At 63.5% G+C, this 16,261-nt stretch carries 20 protein-coding genes and 1 pseudogene; 11 read left to right on the top strand and 10 right to left on the bottom strand.

The window, feature by feature from the left end; genetic code table 11:
• Positions 1-33: 33 nt before the first annotated feature.
• The 4 genes from cobA to GT370_RS20675 form a co-directional block, all read right to left on the bottom strand.
• Positions 34-780 (bottom strand): uroporphyrinogen-III C-methyltransferase, encoded by a 747-nt coding sequence (gene cobA, locus GT370_RS01880; RefSeq protein ID WP_240376555.1) that lies wholly within the window; start codon positions 778-780, stop codon positions 34-36.
• Between the two features lie 107 nt (positions 781-887).
• Entirely contained in the window at positions 888-1,745 is an 858-nt protein-coding gene (locus GT370_RS01875) for a division plane positioning ATPase MipZ (protein WP_008493514.1), read from the bottom strand.
• Between the two features lie 68 nt (positions 1,746-1,813).
• Entirely contained in the window at positions 1,814-2,674 is an 861-nt protein-coding gene (locus tag GT370_RS01870; protein WP_333490005.1) for an MFS transporter, read from the bottom strand.
• Positions 2,674-3,015, bottom strand: a complete 342-nt coding sequence (locus GT370_RS20675) for an MFS transporter (RefSeq protein WP_333490004.1) — start codon at positions 3,013-3,015, stop codon at positions 2,674-2,676. The genes GT370_RS01870 and GT370_RS20675 overlap by 1 nt, the downstream gene beginning before the upstream one ends.
• Positions 3,016-3,140: 125 nt before the next feature.
• On the opposite strand from GT370_RS20675, the gene GT370_RS01865 reads away from it, so the two are divergent.
• Positions 3,141-3,923 (top strand): AraC family transcriptional regulator, encoded by a 783-nt coding sequence (locus GT370_RS01865; protein ID WP_008493516.1) that lies wholly within the window; start codon positions 3,141-3,143, stop codon positions 3,921-3,923.
• Here GT370_RS01865 and GT370_RS01860 read toward each other — a convergent pair whose 3' ends face one another.
• Entirely contained in the window at positions 3,924-4,466 is a 543-nt protein-coding gene (locus GT370_RS01860) for an NADPH-dependent FMN reductase (protein ID WP_008493517.1), read from the bottom strand.
• A 207-nt stretch (positions 4,467-4,673) separates the two neighbouring features.
• Positions 4,674-6,089 carry an NAD(P)H-dependent flavin oxidoreductase gene (locus GT370_RS01855; RefSeq protein ID WP_008493518.1) on the bottom strand — a complete coding sequence of 472 codons (1,416 nt, stop codon included), beginning with the start codon at positions 6,087-6,089 and terminating at the stop codon, positions 4,674-4,676.
• Positions 6,090-6,227: 138 nt separating this feature from the next.
• Between GT370_RS01855 and GT370_RS01850 the strand changes: the two genes are divergently transcribed.
• From GT370_RS01850 to GT370_RS01800, 10 genes and pseudogenes are all read left to right on the top strand, one after another.
• Positions 6,228-6,983 (top strand): HesA/MoeB/ThiF family protein, encoded by a 756-nt coding sequence (locus tag GT370_RS01850; RefSeq protein ID WP_008493519.1) that lies wholly within the window; start codon positions 6,228-6,230, stop codon positions 6,981-6,983.
• A 91-nt stretch (positions 6,984-7,074) separates the two neighbouring features.
• Positions 7,075-7,485: an SH3 domain-containing protein gene (locus tag GT370_RS01845; protein WP_270183798.1), complete on the top strand. Its 411-nt coding sequence runs from the start codon at positions 7,075-7,077 to the stop codon at positions 7,483-7,485.
• A gap of 114 nt (positions 7,486-7,599) precedes the next feature.
• Positions 7,600-8,048: pseudogene (locus GT370_RS01835) on the top strand (GcrA family cell cycle regulator).
• Between the two features lie 196 nt (positions 8,049-8,244).
• Positions 8,245-8,493 (top strand): cold shock domain-containing protein, encoded by a 249-nt coding sequence (locus tag GT370_RS01830; protein WP_008493524.1) that lies wholly within the window; start codon positions 8,245-8,247, stop codon positions 8,491-8,493.
• A 159-nt stretch (positions 8,494-8,652) separates the two neighbouring features.
• Entirely contained in the window at positions 8,653-10,071 is a 1,419-nt protein-coding gene (locus GT370_RS01825; RefSeq protein ID WP_051060220.1) for a leucyl aminopeptidase family protein, read from the top strand.
• 363 nt (positions 10,072-10,434) lie between these two features.
• The gene (locus tag GT370_RS01820) at positions 10,435-10,815 is read left to right on the top strand and encodes a MarR family transcriptional regulator (RefSeq protein WP_026439464.1); all 381 of its coding nucleotides are present in this window, start codon (positions 10,435-10,437) and stop codon (positions 10,813-10,815) included.
• A gap of 88 nt (positions 10,816-10,903) precedes the next feature.
• The gene (locus tag GT370_RS01815; protein ID WP_270183796.1) at positions 10,904-11,251 is read left to right on the top strand and encodes a LolA family protein; all 348 of its coding nucleotides are present in this window, start codon (positions 10,904-10,906) and stop codon (positions 11,249-11,251) included.
• Positions 11,248-11,484 carry a LolA family protein gene (locus GT370_RS01810; protein ID WP_270183795.1) on the top strand — a complete coding sequence of 79 codons (237 nt, stop codon included), beginning with the start codon at positions 11,248-11,250 and terminating at the stop codon, positions 11,482-11,484. Before GT370_RS01815 ends, GT370_RS01810 begins: the two co-directional genes overlap by 4 nt.
• 9 nt (positions 11,485-11,493) lie before the next feature.
• Positions 11,494-12,303 carry an exodeoxyribonuclease III gene (locus GT370_RS01805; RefSeq protein ID WP_008493528.1) on the top strand — a complete coding sequence of 270 codons (810 nt, stop codon included), beginning with the start codon at positions 11,494-11,496 and terminating at the stop codon, positions 12,301-12,303.
• Between the two features lie 346 nt (positions 12,304-12,649).
• Positions 12,650-13,729, top strand: coding sequence for an IS5 family transposase (locus GT370_RS01800; RefSeq protein WP_083878918.1), 1,080 nt, complete (start codon positions 12,650-12,652; stop codon positions 13,727-13,729).
• Positions 13,730-13,934: 205 nt separating this feature from the next.
• On the opposite strand, the gene GT370_RS01795 is transcribed toward GT370_RS01800, so the two are convergent.
• The 4 genes from GT370_RS01795 to GT370_RS01780 form a co-directional block, all read right to left on the bottom strand.
• Positions 13,935-14,135: a hypothetical protein gene (locus tag GT370_RS01795; protein WP_270184338.1), complete on the bottom strand. Its 201-nt coding sequence runs from the start codon at positions 14,133-14,135 to the stop codon at positions 13,935-13,937.
• Positions 14,136-14,140: 5 nt separating this feature from the next.
• Positions 14,141-14,431 carry a histidine phosphatase family protein gene (locus GT370_RS01790; protein WP_270183794.1) on the bottom strand — a complete coding sequence of 97 codons (291 nt, stop codon included), beginning with the start codon at positions 14,429-14,431 and terminating at the stop codon, positions 14,141-14,143.
• 97 nt (positions 14,432-14,528) lie between these two features.
• Positions 14,529-15,146: a glutathione S-transferase family protein gene (locus tag GT370_RS01785; protein WP_008493532.1), complete on the bottom strand. Its 618-nt coding sequence runs from the start codon at positions 15,144-15,146 to the stop codon at positions 14,529-14,531.
• A gap of 112 nt (positions 15,147-15,258) precedes the next feature.
• Positions 15,259-16,191 carry a ribose-phosphate pyrophosphokinase gene (locus tag GT370_RS01780; RefSeq protein ID WP_008493533.1) on the bottom strand — a complete coding sequence of 311 codons (933 nt, stop codon included), beginning with the start codon at positions 16,189-16,191 and terminating at the stop codon, positions 15,259-15,261.
• Positions 16,192-16,261: the final 70 nt, after the last annotated feature.

Raw genomic sequence — 16,261 nt, 5'->3', positions numbered from 1 at the left:
CGGTTGCCGACCTTTGGCGCCCGGGGCGACGTGTCAGCCCAGCGCCTCGCCGACCAGCACCAGAACCGGGCCGCTGGGCGCGGCGCGCGCCACCGCGCCGGCGAGGCTGGCCAATGTCGCGCGCAGCACGCGCTGCGCCGGCAGGCTGGCGGATTCCACCGCAAGCGCCGGCAGCTCCGGGGCCATGCCGGCATCCAGCAATTTCTCGACGAGGCCGGGCAGATGCTTGCTGCCCATATAGATGGCGAAGCTGCCACCGGCGCGCGCCAAAGCGCCCCAATCATGCGCCGGCAACCCGGCATCCGCGCCGTGGCCGGTGATGATGTGCAAAGAGCGGGCGATGCGGCGCTGGGTGAGGGAGAGCTCCAGCCCGGCGGCGGCGGCGGAGGCGGCGGTGATGCCGGGCACCACCTCGAAGCTGAAGCCGGCGGCGCGCAGCGCCTCCATCTCCTCGGTCAGGCGGCCGAAAATCACCGGGTCGCCGCCTTTCAGCCGCACCACCTTCCGGCCGGTTTGGGCATATTCCACCAGCAGCCGGCAGATTTCCGCCTGCGGGGCGGAGGCGCGGCCGCAGCGTTTGCCGACATCGACCAGCTCGGCATCCGGATTGATCAGCGCCAATATGCCGGGGCCGACCAGGCTGTCATGCAGCACCACCTCCGCCTCGCGCAGCAGCCGGGCGGTTTTCATCGTCAGCAAATCGGGATCGCCCGGGCCGGCGCCGGCCAGGAATATGCGTGTCATGTCGGGGCTCTCATCGGAGAGCCGCTCTTCGGACATCGGGCGCGGGCTGGCAAGGGGGTTGCCGGTCTTTGCCAAAAAACCAAGGTTTTTGCAGCTTTTTGAAAAAAGCTGCACCAAAAACTTTTACTTTTTTAGGGGATTTTTTAGGCGACCAGCTCGGCTTGCGGCTCGGGTTTGCGCGGCGGCGGCAGCTTGATCGCGCCGATGACCGAGCGCACCTCGTTGCGTGCCGCGATGTGGGAGAGGCCCAAAGCGATGCCGATATTGGCTTCCTTCACATCCATCAGCGTCAGCCCTTGCAGGTACAGCTCACGGAAGATCACGCGCTCGCCAAAGCCCTTCAGCGTGCGAAAGCCGATGCGCTTGGCCAGGGTTTCCAGCGTCTCGCCGACATCGCGCTTGTTGCGCGCCTCCACCGCCGCCAGGCGGTTGCGCATCACGATCCAGTCGATCTTGCCCTTGTCGCGGTTGAAGCGGGTTTTGCGGGCTTCCCAGACCATCTCGGAATAGATGCTGGGCTTGATGATGTCGTGATTATCCGCATCCACCTTCGCCAGCATGGAGAAATCCACGAAGCTGTCATTGATCGGGGTGATCAGCGTGTCCGCGAAGGAATGGCCGTAGCGGGAGAGGTAGTTGTCGGTGCCCGGGCAGTCGACGACGATGATCTCGGCGCCGGCCTCGACCAGAGAGGCCACGCCTTCGTCGAAATTATTGCGTTCTTCTTCCTCGATCTCGGCGCGGGTATCGGCTTCCGAGCGCGGCACCGGGCGGAATTCGGGCAGCGGCAGCGCAATGCCCTTGGCCTCGACGAAGGCCTGGCGCGCGGCCAGCGTGCCGGCCAGCGTGCCCTGGCGGGCGTCGAGATCCATGGCGCCGACCTTATAGCCGTCGCGCAGCAGCGAGACGATGACATGCACCGAGGTGGTGGACTTGCCGCACCCGCCTTTCTCGTTGCCGAGCACGATGAAATACGGTTTTCTCGCCGCCTGCTCCGTCATGCCTCTGCTCCTTCACGCCGCTGAACCGGCCCGCAGGATAGCCGAGTCCCGCGAGTCGCCCCAATGATTCATGCGGCGTGTTTAGCGCCCGTATGCGGCAGGAACGCGGCGGCGAGGCCGATCAAAGGCAGAAAGGCACAGATTTCATAAACCTTCACGATGCCGATGGCGTCCGCCAGCGTGCCCAGCACCGCCGCCCCGATGCCGCCCATGCCGAAGGCGAGGCCGAAGAACAGGCCGGAGACGGCGCCGATCCGCCCGGGCATCAGCTCCTGCGCATAGACGACGATGGAGGAGAAGGCGGAGGAGAGCACCAGCCCGATGATGACGCTGAGCAGCAGGGTAAGATTGAGCCCGACATAAGGCAGCGCCAGCGCGAAGGGGGCGACACCCAGGATCGAGCCCCAGATGACGAGCTTGCGGCCGATTTTGTCACCCACCGGGCCGCCGATGACAGTGCCGATGGCGGCGGCCGCCATGAAGATGAACAGATCCACCTGCGCTTCCTGCACCCCCAGATGAAAGCGCTGCATCAGATAGAAGATATAATAAGAGGTGAAGCTGGCGATGTAGAAGAATTTCGAGAACATCAGCGCCAGCAGCACGACCAGGGCGGTGATCACCTGCTGGCGGGGCAGCGCCGGGGCGCTGGCGGCGCGGCGTGGCGCGCGTTTGGCATGGCCCTGGGTACGGTACCATTGGCCAAGGCCGGTGAGCAGCACGATCGCCCCGAGCGCCACCAGGGCGAACCAGGCCAGGCTGGCGCGGCCATGCGGCAGGATGATGAAGGCGGCGAGCAGCGGGCCGATCGACTGGCCGAAATTGCCGCCGACCTGGAACACTGATTGCGCCAGCCCATGCCGCCCGCCCGAGGCCAGGCGCGCGATGCGCGAGGCTTCCGGGTGGAAGATGGAGGAGCCGACGCCCATCAGGCTCGCCCCAGCAGCAGAATGCCATAGCCGGGCGCGTAGGCCAGGGTGAGCAGGCCGGACATCGAGAAGGCCATGCCGACCGGGAGCGAAAAGGGTAGCGGCTTTTTGTCCGTGAACAGCCCGACGAGCGGCTGCAGCAGCGAGGCGGTGATCTGGTAGGTCAGCGTCAACGCGCCGATCTGGCCGAAATTCAGGTTGAAGCCGCCTTTCAGGATCGGGTAGATCGCCGGCAGCAGCGATTGCACCAGATCATTCAGAAAATGGCAGACACTGACCGCGCCCAGCACCGTGCTGGCGGTGCCGGCTGGGCGCTGCGGCGCGCTGATGACGTCACTCATAGCTTTGCATCCCGTGCCGCTCGCGTTTCGCGGCGACATATTATTGCGTGTGAGAGGGATGAGACTTAAGGGAAGGATGGCAGGCCCACAACCGCAGGCGGGCCGAAAATTTACGCGAGTGGGCCATGGTCTGGAATAGCCGGGTTGAACTTCTTGACGATGTCGCGCGGCCCTTGCTGGCGCTGGGCACAAATTATGTCGATGGGTTTGCCATTCCCATGCACCGGCACCGGCGCCACCAGCTTTTGTTCGGCGCGGCGGGGACGGTGATTGTCACCACCAAGGGCGGGAGTTGGATGATCCCGCCGCAGCAGGGCATCTGGTTGCCGGCGGGCACCGACCATGCGGTGCGGATGCTGGGCCAGGTGCAGATTCGCAGCCTGTATCTGGAGCCGGAGGCGATCACCTCCATGCCGGCCGATTGCCAGGTGATGGCGATCCCGCCTTTCGTGCAGGGGCTGATGCGCGAGGCGCTGGAGCTGCCGGCGGAGTATGACCAGGATAGCCGGGCCGGGGCGTTGATGAGTCTGCTGCTGCATGAGCTGCGGCACCTGCCCGCCCTGCCCTTGGGTTTGCCGATGCCGGTGCGCCACCCGGCTTTGCTGGCGCGCTGCCAGGGATTTCTGAGCGCGCCGACGCCGCATGCGACGATCGAGGACTGGGCGGCGGCGTTGGGGGTGAGCCGGCGCAGCTTCACCCGGCTGTTTCGCCACGAGACGGGTTTGAGCTTCGCCGCCTGGCGCCAGCAGGCCTGCCTGCATGCCGCCCTGCCCCGGCTGGCCGCCGGGCAGAGTGTCACCAGCGTGGCGCTGGAGCTGGGCTATGACAATCCGGCCGCCTTCACCGCCATGTTCAAGCGCTGCCTGGGGGTGCCGCCACGCCATTATCTGGCGAGGGGGGCGGGGTGATCAGGCCTGGTTCACTTTCGCCGCGAAGGTGATGAATGCCTCCAGCATTTTCGCCAGGAAGGCGCGGGTAGGTTCGTCAGTGAGTTTGCCGTCCTGGAATTTCGCGCCGGCGCCGCCGATGAAAACCTCCGGCTGGCCGAGCAGATGCAGGTTGAGCACGCCCAAAGTCTGGCGCAGCGGGTACTGGCCGCGGGCGGTGCCCAGCGCGCCCGGGGAAACGCCGATGATGGCGGCGGGCTTGCCGGCCCAGACATTGCCGCCGCGCGAGCCCCAGTCGATGGCGTTTTTCAGCGGCGCGGGGATGGAGGCGTTATATTCCGGGGTGGCGAAGAGGATGGCATCGGCGCCGCGGATCTCCTGGCGCAGGCGCTCGACTTCCGGGGGAAAAGTGCCGTCTTTTTCGAGGTCCTGGTTCATCAGCGGCAGATCGCCAATTTCGGCGATGCCGAGGTGATGCTCCGGCAGCAATTCGGCTGCGGCGTGCAGGGCGCTGGTGTTCCAGGAACCGGTGCGCAGGCTGCCGGAAATGCCGAGAATTTTCATGAGGACCTCATCCTTTATGACGCTGAGATTGGAAAATATTTCAAAAGTTTTTGGGGTGCAGCCCTTTTTTCAAAAAGGGCTGCAAAACGTCTGGGGTGGTGGCAACGGCGTTGCACACGCCCCAACCTCTTCGCCGCTTTTTTGAAAAAAAGCGGCACAAAAAATTTTGCAAATAAAAAAGCCGCCCTGTTGGGCGGCTTTTCCAAGTCATTTGCCGGTAAGGAGACGTTCCACCAGCTGCTTCACCGAGGGGATGAAGCCGTTGGAATAGAACGGGTCCGAGCCGAAGCGATGGGCGTTATGGCCGGCGAACATCAGGTTGTTATCCATCGCCGCCTCGTCACCCTCCGCCGCGTGGGCGATGTTCTGCAGCGTCTTCTGGATGCAGAAGCTGCGCGGGTCGGCCTTCTTGCCGTTATCGAAGGTCGGCTCATGCTGGGACCAGTTGGAGAAGCGGCACTGGCTGAGGCAGCCCATGCAGGCCACCTGGTCCTCATGGATTTCCGCCGCCTTCTCCGGGGCGACGAAGATCAGCGTCGAATCCGGGGTGCGCAGCGCCTCGGTGAAGCCCTCATCCTCCCAGGCCTTGGCGCGGGCATAATCAGGTGCGGTGAGATAGACCGGCCGCTTGCGCGCGCCGACACCATATTCCACCACATGCTCACCCACCGCCTCGGGGCTGTAGGCCACCTGACGGTCGCTGCGGGCGCGCAGCTCGCGCATGAAATCATTATTCACGGCGGAGGAGTAGAATCCGGTCGGCGAGAAGCGGTTGAGGAAGACATCACCGGGCTTCAGCTTGAACAGGCGCTCCTTCCAGCTCTGCGGGATCGGGCTTTCCTTGGTCAGCAGCGGGCGGGTGCCGAACTGGAAGGCGATCGGCCCGATTTCGGGATTATTGATGTAATCCTTCCACTCATCCAGGGCCCAGACGCCGCCGGCCATGATGATCGGGGTTTCGTGCAGGCCGAAATCGCGCATCACCTTGCGCAGCGCGACCAGGCGGGGATAGGGGCTCTCGGGCTTCTCCGGGTCCTCGGAGTTGGAAAGGCCGTTATGGCCGCCTGCCAGCCAGGGATCCTCATAGACCACCCCGCCCAGAAGATCCGCCGCCTTGGAGTAGGCGCGCTTCCACAGCGCCGCGAAGGCGCGGCCGGAGGAGACAATGGGGTAGTAATGCACGTTGAATTTGGCGGCGATGTCCGACAGCCGGTAGGGCATGCCCGCGCCGCAGGTGATGCCGCTGACGATGCCCTTGGTGCGCTCCAGAATGCCGTTGATGACGCGCTCCGCCCCGCCCATCTCCCACAGGATATTGGCGTGGATGCGGCCCTTGCCGCCGGAAATCTCCCAGGCGCGCCGGGCCTGCTCCACCCCGCCATCGATGGCGAACTGGATCAACTCCTCATGCCGGTCCCGGCGGGTGCGGCCCTTATAGATCTGCGGGATGATGCGGCCCTGGTCGTCAAAACTATCGGCATTCACGGCGGAGAAGGTGCCAACGCCGCCGGCCAGCGCCCAATGCCCGGCGCTGATGCCGTTGGACGCGGAAACGCCCTTGCCGCCCTCGACCAGGGGAAGAATATCCATGCCACCCATACGGATGGGGTTAATCACCGTCATCGCTTTGAAAACCTCACAGCCGGGGCGTGCTCTTGCCGGAACACCATATACATCACTCCTTATTACCAGATTGACACACCACGTGAAGTGGTTTTGCGAGTTTGGTCCCACGCGCGGAAGCATAATATAAGCCCGCCCATGGATTTGAATTTCTCGGAAGCGGAAATCCAGCGCTATTCGCGGCATATCTTGCTGCGCGAGCTGGGCGGCACCGGCCAGGCCAGGTTGAAGGCGGCGAAGGTGCTCATCGTCGGCGCTGGCGGGCTGGGCTCGCCCTTGGGGCTGTATCTGGCGGCGGCGGGGATCGGCACGATCGGGCTGGTCGACCCGGATGTGGTCGAGCTCTCCAACCTGCAGCGCCAGGTGGCGCACGGCGTGGCGGATCTCGGCCGGGCCAAGGTGGAGAGTGCCGCCGAGTCGCTGGCGCGGATCAACCCGCTGGTGCGGGTCGTGCAGCACCGGGAAAAGCTCGATGCACGGAATGTCGGCCGGCTGCTCGGGGATTACGACCTGATCTGCGATGGCACGGATAATTTCACCAGCCGGTTTCTGGTGGCCGATGCCTGCGTGGCGGCGAAGAAGACCCTGGTCTCCGCTGCGGTGCTGCGGTTTGAGGGGCAGATTTCAACCTTCAAGCCGCATACAGGCGGGCCCTGCTATCGCTGCCTCTATCCTGAGCCGCCGCCCGAGGGGCTGGTGCCGCCCTGCTCCGAGGCCGGGGTGCTGGGCGCGGTGACCGGGGTGATGGGCACGCTGCAGGCAACCGAGGTGATCAAGGAGATCACCTTCATCGGCCAATCGCTTTCCGGCTTCTTGCTGGTATGGGACGCGCTGGCGGCGGAATTCCGCAAGGTAAAACTGAGAAAGGACCCGGAATGCCCCGTTTGCGGCTGATCGTGCTGCTGTTGGCCCCGCTGCTCTGCGCCGCCGCCCGGACCCCGGCAATGGGCCAGGGCCGGCCAAGGGCAGCAATACCGGGCTGCCGGTGCCGCGCTTTGTCTCGCTGCGCTCGGACGAGGTGAATGTGCGCGCCGGGCCGGGCTTTCAATATCCGGTGAACTGGGTCTATCAGCGCGCCGGGCTGCCGGTGGAAATCATCGGCGAATTCAATGTCTGGCGGCAGATCCTGGCGCCGGATGGCGGCACCGGCTGGGTACATGAGGCGACCATCCGCGCCAAGCGCGGCTTCTATATCACCGCCGACAAGGCCGCCTTGCGCAGCGGGCCCAGCGCCGGGGCGGGTGTGGTCGCCTATCTCGCCCAGGGCGTGTCCGGGGCGTTGCTGCGCTGCACGCCCACCAGCGATTACTGCAAGGCTGCCACCAAATATGAGACCGGCTACCTGGCCCGCAGCGATTTCTGGGGCGCCTTTCCGGGCGAGGATGTGAAGCCCTGAGCTGGCGAGTTTGAGTTTTCCACAGAAAAGGACTCGTGAAAACGTCACAAGAGATTGCTACGCCCTCTCGCAACCTCTACTGTATCTAGTAGTTACAGCATGGAGGCCCACAAAATGGAGTGGACAGACGACAGCATTGCGCGGCTGCGGAGTTTGTGGGCCGAGGGTTTGTCGACCGCGGAGATCGGCCGGCGGCTGAATATTTCCAAGAATGCCGTGGTCGGCAAGGCGCACCGGCTCAATCTGCCGGCTCGCCCTCGCCGATCCGCCGCTCCACCGGCGAGACCGCGCCGCGCCCGGTGGCGCCCAAGCGCACCCAGGGCCCGACCTTGCCGCCGCTTTCCGCCTCGGTGAGCCAGCCTGTGCCGGTGCTGCGCGCGATCATGCCAGCGCCGAAACCGCAGCAGCCCCGCGCCACCCCGTGCTGCTGGCCAATCGGCGAGCCCGGCAAACCGAGTTTTCACTTTTGTAATGCCGCGGCGGTTTCCGGAAAGCCCTATTGCGAGGACCACGCCGCCATCGCCTATGTCCGCGTGCGCGACAAACGCGAAGACGTGGCCTGACTCCTTGCGAACGTTACGCCGCCGGCATCTTGCCGGCGGCGTTGTCGTTTCAAAAATCCGCTGCAATGCAGCAAAAACTTTGGAATTGATCGATCCTGGCAAATGCGCTTAAATTCTGTTTCGTCCGGAGCGATCCGGCGAAATGACCCAAGCCCAAAAGAACGGGCAAATAAAACTGGGCAAAGAAAGGCGCCACATGGAAACGATGCAAGACACCCAATCCTCGTCGCAGGCTGAGTCTCAGACCGGCGTGGTGAGATGGTTCAACCCCGGCAAAGGCTATGGCTTCATTGCCCCGGATGAGGGCGGGAACGATATTTTCGTTCATATCAGTGCCGTGCAGCATGCCGGCCTGCGCAAGCTGAATGAGGGCGAGCGGGTGCGCTTCGTTCTGCAGCAGCGCGAGGGCCGCGTTGCCGCCATCGGGATCGAACGGCTGCACTGAAGAAGGGGCGGGGTAACCCGCCCATCCTTGCGCTGATCTCTCGCGACCCGGGTGCGCTGGCAGGAGCGCGCCCGGTTTGATCTCTGGGCAGCATCTTTACGCGCTGCGCCGCGCCTTTGCCGCGATGACAGGCCCCCGCCCCGGCGCTAGCATGCCGGCATGACATATTCCCCTTTACAATTCCTCGACCATCCCTCTGGCCTGGCGCATGTGCCTGGCCCGTCTCTGCCCTTGTACGCGGTACGCCCGGAGGGGCTGGGTGCATGCCTGGCCGCCCTTCCGGAGGCCGCCGCGCAGGCCAGGCTGCTTGGCTTCACCGGCGAGGCCGGGCGCGTGCTGCTTTACGCGGATGCGCAAGGCGCGCTGGCCGGGGCCTTGCTCGGGCTGGGCAACGCGCCGGAGAGCATCGGCTTCGGCGCCGCCGCCGCCGCCCTGCCCGCCGGCAGCCTGTGGCATATCGAGCCCGGCGGGTTCGATCCTGAGCGGGCGGAGCGGGCTTTTCTGCTGGGGGCCTATCGCTACCAGACGCAGCGCGCCCGCCAGGCCGATTTCGCCCAGCTGGCCCCCCAGCGCGCCCAGGCGCAGCCACGCGCGCGCATCCTGGCCGGCAGCATGATGCTGGCGCGCGAGCTGATCAACACACCGCCCAACCTGCTCGGGCCCACCGAGCTGGCGCAGGCGGCGCTGGACGTGGCGCAGCATTTCGGCGCCCATGCGGAAGCGATCACCGGTGCGGCGCTGGAGGCCAACTACCCGACCGTGGCGGCGGTGGGTGCCGGTTCGGCGCGCGCGCCAGCGGTGGTGGTGCTGCGCTGGCAGGGCAGCCAGGCGGGGACGGAGGCGAAGCTGGTCTCGCTCTGCGGCAAGGGGGTTTGTTTCGATACTGGCGGCTACAACCTCAAGCCCGGCGGCTCGATGCGGCTGATGCGCAAGGATATGGGCGGGGCGGCGATCATGCTCGGGCTGGCCAGCGCGATCATGGCGCTGGATCTGCCGATCCGGCTGGAGTTGCGGCTGGGCTGCGTGGAGAACAGCGTCTCCGGCCATGCCATGCGCCCCTCCGATATTCTGCGCACCCGTGCGGGGATCAGCGTCGAAGTCGGCGATACGGATGCGGAAGGACGGCTGGTATTGTGCGACCTGCTGCATGAAGCCTGCGGGGCGCAACCGCACTGGCTGATCGACGCCGCCACCCTCACCGGGGCGGCGCGCGTGGCGCTGGGGCCGGATCTGCCGGCGCTGTTCAGCAATGACGACGCACTGGCCCAGACGATTCTTGAATCTGGACTCATCGAGAACGATCCGCTCTGGCGCCTGCCGCTGCACGCGCCTTATGCCGCCTGGCTGGAGATCCCTTATGCGGATTTGTGCAACATCTCTTCAAAGCCGATGGCCGGCGCGATAACCGCCGCATTGTTCCTGCAACATTTCATTTCAAAAAACACGCATTGGGCGCACATCGACACTTATGCGTGGAACGATGCAACCAGACCGGGAAAGCCCGAAGGCGGAGAGGCGCAAACTCTGCAGGCCTTGCTTGCGGCAATCGAGGGGCTGAGCCGTCCCCACGCCATGTGACGTCCGAAAAATGCAGCGGCCGGGTCTTATTTTTGATCCCGGTCGCGAATCGATAAAATAGGATGCGCACAAACAAGTTTACATATTGTCTTATCAAAACGTAAAATTTCAGCAATAAAGCGCGAATATTTATTTTTCGCAAAATCAACAAACTTCGTTACAAAACAAATCGTTCGTCCGCAGAGGGATCATTTCGCCTTTTCAGTATGTTAGTGATACGGACAAAGAATTTTTCGTAATCATATTGAAGAGATTTTGTATTTACCTATACTATTGTGTACTAACGGTTCAGTCTAGAAACGGCTTCGGCGAAATCTTCCGTCTGAAACGGTTTTTATGAGCCTGTTTCCATGGAGTTATAAAATGGCATCCGCTCAACTGTCTTCCGATCAGCTCGTGGGCATTCTACGAGACACGGTCGTGTCCTTGGTTCGCCGTGACGGCGTGGATCTTTCCGCGCGTCAGCTCGGCGTGTTTCTCACCTGCTACCTGAATGAAGGCGGCCATACCGTGCGCGGCCTCGCGCAGGAGCTGAACGTCTCCAAGCCGGCGATCACCCGCGCGCTCGACCGGCTGACCGAGCTCGATTTCGTTCGCCGCAAGGTCGACCCGTCCGACCGCCGCTCGGTGCTGGTGCAGCGCACCGTCAAGGGGGCTGCTTTTCTGCGTGAGACGCGCCATATTATGACCGATGCTTTCTCTGCGAACAAAACCGAGGCCGCCAGCCGCCGCGCGGCGAGCTGATTGTCCCTCCCGCCGCCAAGCCCTTGGGCTGGCGGCTGCCTGTTCAGGGTTGCTGCTCGGGTGGCCATTGGCCGCCCAGGCAGCGCCCTTGGCGCTCACCGCGGCGGATAAGACCCTTATCGCCCAGATCGAGGCCTATCTGAACGCCCAGAAGGGGCTGACCGCCAACTTCCTGCAAGTTGCGGCGGACGGCGCGACGCGCACTGGCAAGGCCTGGTTGCAGCGCCCCGGCAAGATGCGCTTCGCCTATGACCCACCGGACCCGCAACTGCTCGTCGCCGGCTTTGGCCTGCTGGTCTATCACGACCCCGCCCTCGGGCAGACCACCAATATCCCGCTCAGCGCCACCCCGCTTGGCATTCTGCTGGCCCCGCATGTCAATCTTGAATCCGCGGGGTGTATGTCACCGCCATCAACCGCCAGCCGGGCCAGGTGAATATTTCCCTGGTCCGCAAGGGCAAGGAAGCCGCCGGCACGCTGACCTTGAGTTTCGCGACCGACCCGCTTGAGCTGCAATCCTGGATCGTCACCGATGCGCAGGGCAAACAGACCAGCGTGCATCTCTATGATATCGCGCCGGGCGGACCGTTTCCGGATTCGCTCTTCCAATATAATCCGTCCTCCGGGCCCAGCACGGTCGGGGATAGGCAGGCGGTGAAAAGCCTGTAGAGATCACCCATGACCCTCACCATCGCCACCTGGAACATCAATTCCCTGCGGCTGCGCCAGGCGCATCTGCACCAGCTCGTCGGCCAATTGCAACCTGACGTGATCTGCCTGCAGGAAACCAAGGTTCCTGAGGAGCTGTTTCCAGAGGCGATCGCGGCGGAGATTGGATTTCCGCATGTGCTGAAGCGCGGCATGAAAAGTTACAATGGCGTCGCCATATTTTCGCGCCTGCCGTTGATGCTTGCGGAAAACACGCCGGATTGGTGCAATAAAAGTGATTGCCGGCATCTCTCGGCCAGCATCGCCACCCCAAGCGGGCCGCTAACAATCCATAATTTCTACGTTCCCGCCGGTGGCGATGTGCCGGACCGCGCGGCGAACGAGAAATTCGCCCACAAACTTGATTTTCTGGCAGAAACCACCGGGCATTTTTCGGCCTATCCGCCGCAACGCGCGATTTTGGTCGGCGATCTCAACATCGCGCCGCTCGAACATGATGTTTGGAGCCATAAGCAGCTACTGGACGTTGTTAGTCACACCCCGGTTGAGGTGGCGGCCCTGAATGGCTGGCGGGCGCAGGGTTTCTACGATGCGATCCGGCATTTCGTGCCGGAGGACCAGAAATTATATACCTGGTGGTCCTATCGCAACCGCGATTGGGACGCCTCCAACCGCGGCCGCCGGCTGGATCATGTATGGGTGACGCCGGATCTGAAACCGGCCTTGAGCCGCCACCAGATTCTGCGCGAGGCCCGCAGCTGGGCGCAGCCCTCTGACCATGTGCCGGTGGCGCTGACCTTGGATCTGGACCGGATCTGAGGCCCGCCCGGCGGGTTGATTCACGCGGCGCGCGGCCCAACATACAAGGGCAATCCCTGCGATAAAGCTCGCATGGCTCCCTGGATGAATCCGCGCATGCGGTTTCATTAAAAATCCGTCATAGGCGGCAGGCCGTTTGCACAGCGCTTGGCGCCACCGGTTTCGCGGGACGGTAAAGGAGTGTTTGACATGAAAGGCTTCATGCCGCCGCCGGCCATCATGATGGTGGCGCTGCTGCTCGGGATCGGCATTGCCGCGCTGACCGGCTAGCAGTTTGCTGAAAAACTCCTGGCGGCCGGGATTATGATGTGATTCACTTTGGCTGGCAGGTTTTGTGAGGCGTGGGGTGCGGGGTTCTTTTCGAGATCAGGGCGGGATGTTTTCGTATGTTTCACCAGAAACACGGGTTCCGGCGACCCATCCGTTGCGAGCGATCCGTGCTTTGGTGCGGGATGTTCTGCATGAGATGAGCCGCAGCTTTGCCTGGCTGTATTCCAGGGAAGGCCGGCCCTCGGTGCCGCCTGAACAATTGCTGAGCGCGCTGCTGATCCAGGTGCTGTACGGGATTCGCTCGGAACGGCAGTTGATGGAGCAACTGGATTATAATCTCCTGTACCGCTGGTTTGTGGGCTTATCCCCGGATGATCCGGTCTGGAACCCGACCACGTTTAGCAAGAACCGCGAGCGCCTGCAGAACGGCGATATATTCCAGAAATTCATGAGCCGGCTGCTGAACCACCCGCGGGTGACGCCGCTACTATCGGATGAGCATTTCTCGGTGGACGGCACGCTGATCGAGGCGTGGGCGTCGCAGAAGAGCTTCCGGCCGAAGGATGGCAGCGACGATGATGGTTCGGATTTCCACGGTCAGAAGCGTAAGAACGATACCCATGCCAGCACCACCGACCCGGAAAGCCGGCTGTACCGCAAGGCCGCTGGGCGGGAGGCAAAGCTTTCGTATATGGGGCACGCGCTGATGGACAACCGGCACGGCTTGGCGGTGGGTGGCCGAGTGACCCAGGCCACAGGCACGGCTGAGCGTGAAGCCTCGGAAGCGATGTTGAAAGCCAAAGCCAAGTCGGCCGCCGGGCGGATCACCGTAGGCGAAGACAAGGCTTACGATACCGCCGATCATGTCGCCAATCTGCGCGACGCCGGCGTGACACCGCATGTCACACAAAACAACGGTGAGACCAAAACCGGCAGGCACCGCCGCAGCGCGATTGACGGACGCACCACGCGCCATCCCGGTTATGCGATGTCGCAGACCCGCCGGGCGATGATCGAGTGCATATTCGGCTGGGGCAAGCAGCACGGCACGATGCGCAAGACCAAGCTGCGCGGCGTTGCGCGGGTCGCCGGCACCTTCATGCTCAACCTGATCGCCTATAATCTGGTACGCATTCCAAAAATGGTGGCAATATAAGGGACGAGTCTGTCCGCTGGACGAAAAAAGTCCAGAAACCGGCAAGAAACTTCAATCACTTGAACCAAAATCCAGGCCCCAAAGCTAAATCAGAAAAAATAAAACCAAGTTTCGGGGTTTTTCAGCAAACTGCTAGAGCGTAAACTGGTTGGATTGACGCGCTAGCGTCAAGATAAACACCTGAAATGGCTCGCTCAATCAAAGGCTAGCGCCTCAAGCGAAAAGCTGAGGCGCTAGATCCCCAGATCGGGCTGGTGGCCTGCCAGCCTTCGCCGGTATGGTCACAAAAGATCGGGAGGGCGTGCGCGGTGCGCCCTTCCTTGGGCAGCCCCATGAGTTCGCGCATGGCCCGGAACACGCCGCCATGCGCCACCAGCAGCACCGGCCCCTGCTGCGTTTTCAAGATTCGCGTTAATACCGTCTCGACGCGCCGGGTGAGCGCAGCGAAGCTCTCCGCCCGTCCGGCGTGGCGCGGCCTTCCAGCCAGTCCGGAAACCAGGGCAGCAAGGGCTCACCTTCCATGCTGCCGAAGGCGACCTCGCGCAGATCCGGCTCGATGCTGAGCGGCAGGCGCAGGAATTCATTGATGATCTCCGCCGTCTGGCGGGCGCGCTGCAGGGGCGAGGCGATGATGGCGGTGATCTCCTGCCCCGCCAGCAACGGGCCGGCGCGCTCCGCCTGGGCGCGGCCAGTGGCATTCAAGCCAGCATCGATGCCCGCCCCTGGGCGAGCCGGGCGGCATTCAGGTCGGTTTCGCCATGGCGAAGGAACCAGAAGGGCCGCGCCGGCAAGGCCATGTTCAGCTCAACCCCTCGCTGGCCAGAGCGCGCTGCACGGCCGGGCGGGCGCGCATGCGTTCCAGATGCGATGCCAGTGCCGGCGGCAGCGTCATCTTGGCGCGCTGCACCCCCCAATGGGTCAAATAGAACAAGGCCGCATCGGCGATCGAGAGATCCCCCAGCAGATAGGCCTTGGCGCCAAGGCTCTGCGCCAGCTGCTTGAAGCCGGCCTCCACAATCTCGCGCCCGGTGCGCTGCACGGCGGGTTCATCCGCCGTGGTCGGGGTGAAATTCGCCGGGCGGAAGATGCGGGTGAAGCCGCGCATATGCACGGTGGCGACCATGTAATCCAGCAATTCCAGCGCCTTCACTTCGCCTTCCAGGGTGGTGGGCAGCAGATGCGCTTCAGGATTGGTCTTCGCCAGATACCAGGCCACGGCCGGCCATTCGGTGATCACGCTGCCATCCTCCAGCGCCAGAGCCGGCACCTTGGATTTCGGGTTCAGTGAAATGAAGGGCTCCTTATATTGCGCCCCGGAGGCGAGATCGACCTTCACCAGCTCGAACGGCTTGCCGATTTCCTCGAGGATCACATGGATGCCAAGCGAGCAGGCATTCGGGGAATAAAAGAGTTTCATGATGGCTCCCAGCAAATCGCGGCCCTGTGGCCGCCGCCGGGGGAGTTTAGGGCAATAAAAAACCGCGTCCAGCCTGGGCCGGACGCGGTTTTTTAGGTCGAGACGTGGGGGCTCAGTCGAACAGCGAGGAGACCGAGCTTTCGGTGGAGATGCGGCGCATCGCCTCGGCCAGCAGTTGGGCGACGGAAAGCTGGCGGATATTATGCGCCAGACGCACCGCCTCGGTCGCCATGATCGAGTCGGTGATGGTCAGCATCTCGATCGGCGAGGCGGCGATGCGCGCCACGGCGCCGCCGGAGAGCACGCCATGCGTCACGTACACCTCGACCGATTTGGCGCCATTGGCCAGCAGCGCCTCGGCGGCGTTGCAGAGCGTGCCACCGGAATCGACGATATCATCGACCAGGATGCAATCGCGCCCCTCAACCTCGCCGATGATGTTCATCACCTCGGAGACGCCGGCGCGCTCGCGGCGCTTATCGATGATGGCGAGATCGGTATTCAGCCGGCGGGCGATGATGCGCGCGCGCAGCACGCCGCCAACATCCGGGGAGACGATCATCGGGGTGCGGCCGGCGAAACGCTCCTCGATATCGCGGGAGAAGAGCGGGGCGGCGGGGAGGTTATCGACCGGGATGTCGAAGAAGCCCTGGATCTGGCCGGCATGCAGATCCATGGTCAGCACGCGGCTGGCGCCGGCTTCGGTGATCAGATTGGCGACCAGCTTGGCGGAGATCGGCGTGCGCGGACCGGATTTGCGGTCCTGGCGGGCATAGCCGAAATACGGGATCACCGGGGTGATGCGCCGGGCGGAGCCGCGGCGCAGCGCATCGCAGGTGATCAGCAATTCCATCAGATTGTCATTGGTCGGGTAAGAGGTGGATTGAATGACGAAGACATCCTCACCCCGAACATTCTCATGGATTTCGACGAACACTTCCATGTCCGCGAAGCGCCGGACGGAGGCTTTCGCCAGCGGCAGGTTCAAACCGGCGGCGACAGCCTCGGCCAGGGGGCGGTTGCTGTTGCAGGCTACGATCTTCATGCGCGGTGATCCCCGAATTCAACTCGCGCGCGGTGTAGCAACCAGGGGCCTTAAAGTAAATTAAGCCGAG

This window comes from Acidocella sp. MX-AZ03 (assembly GCF_027626035.1).
In the GTDB taxonomy this organism is placed as follows: Bacteria; Pseudomonadota; Alphaproteobacteria; order Acetobacterales; family Acetobacteraceae; genus Acidocella; species Acidocella facilis.
Note: the sequence above shows the minus strand (reverse complement) of the source record. Positions and strands in the feature narration are given on the sequence as shown.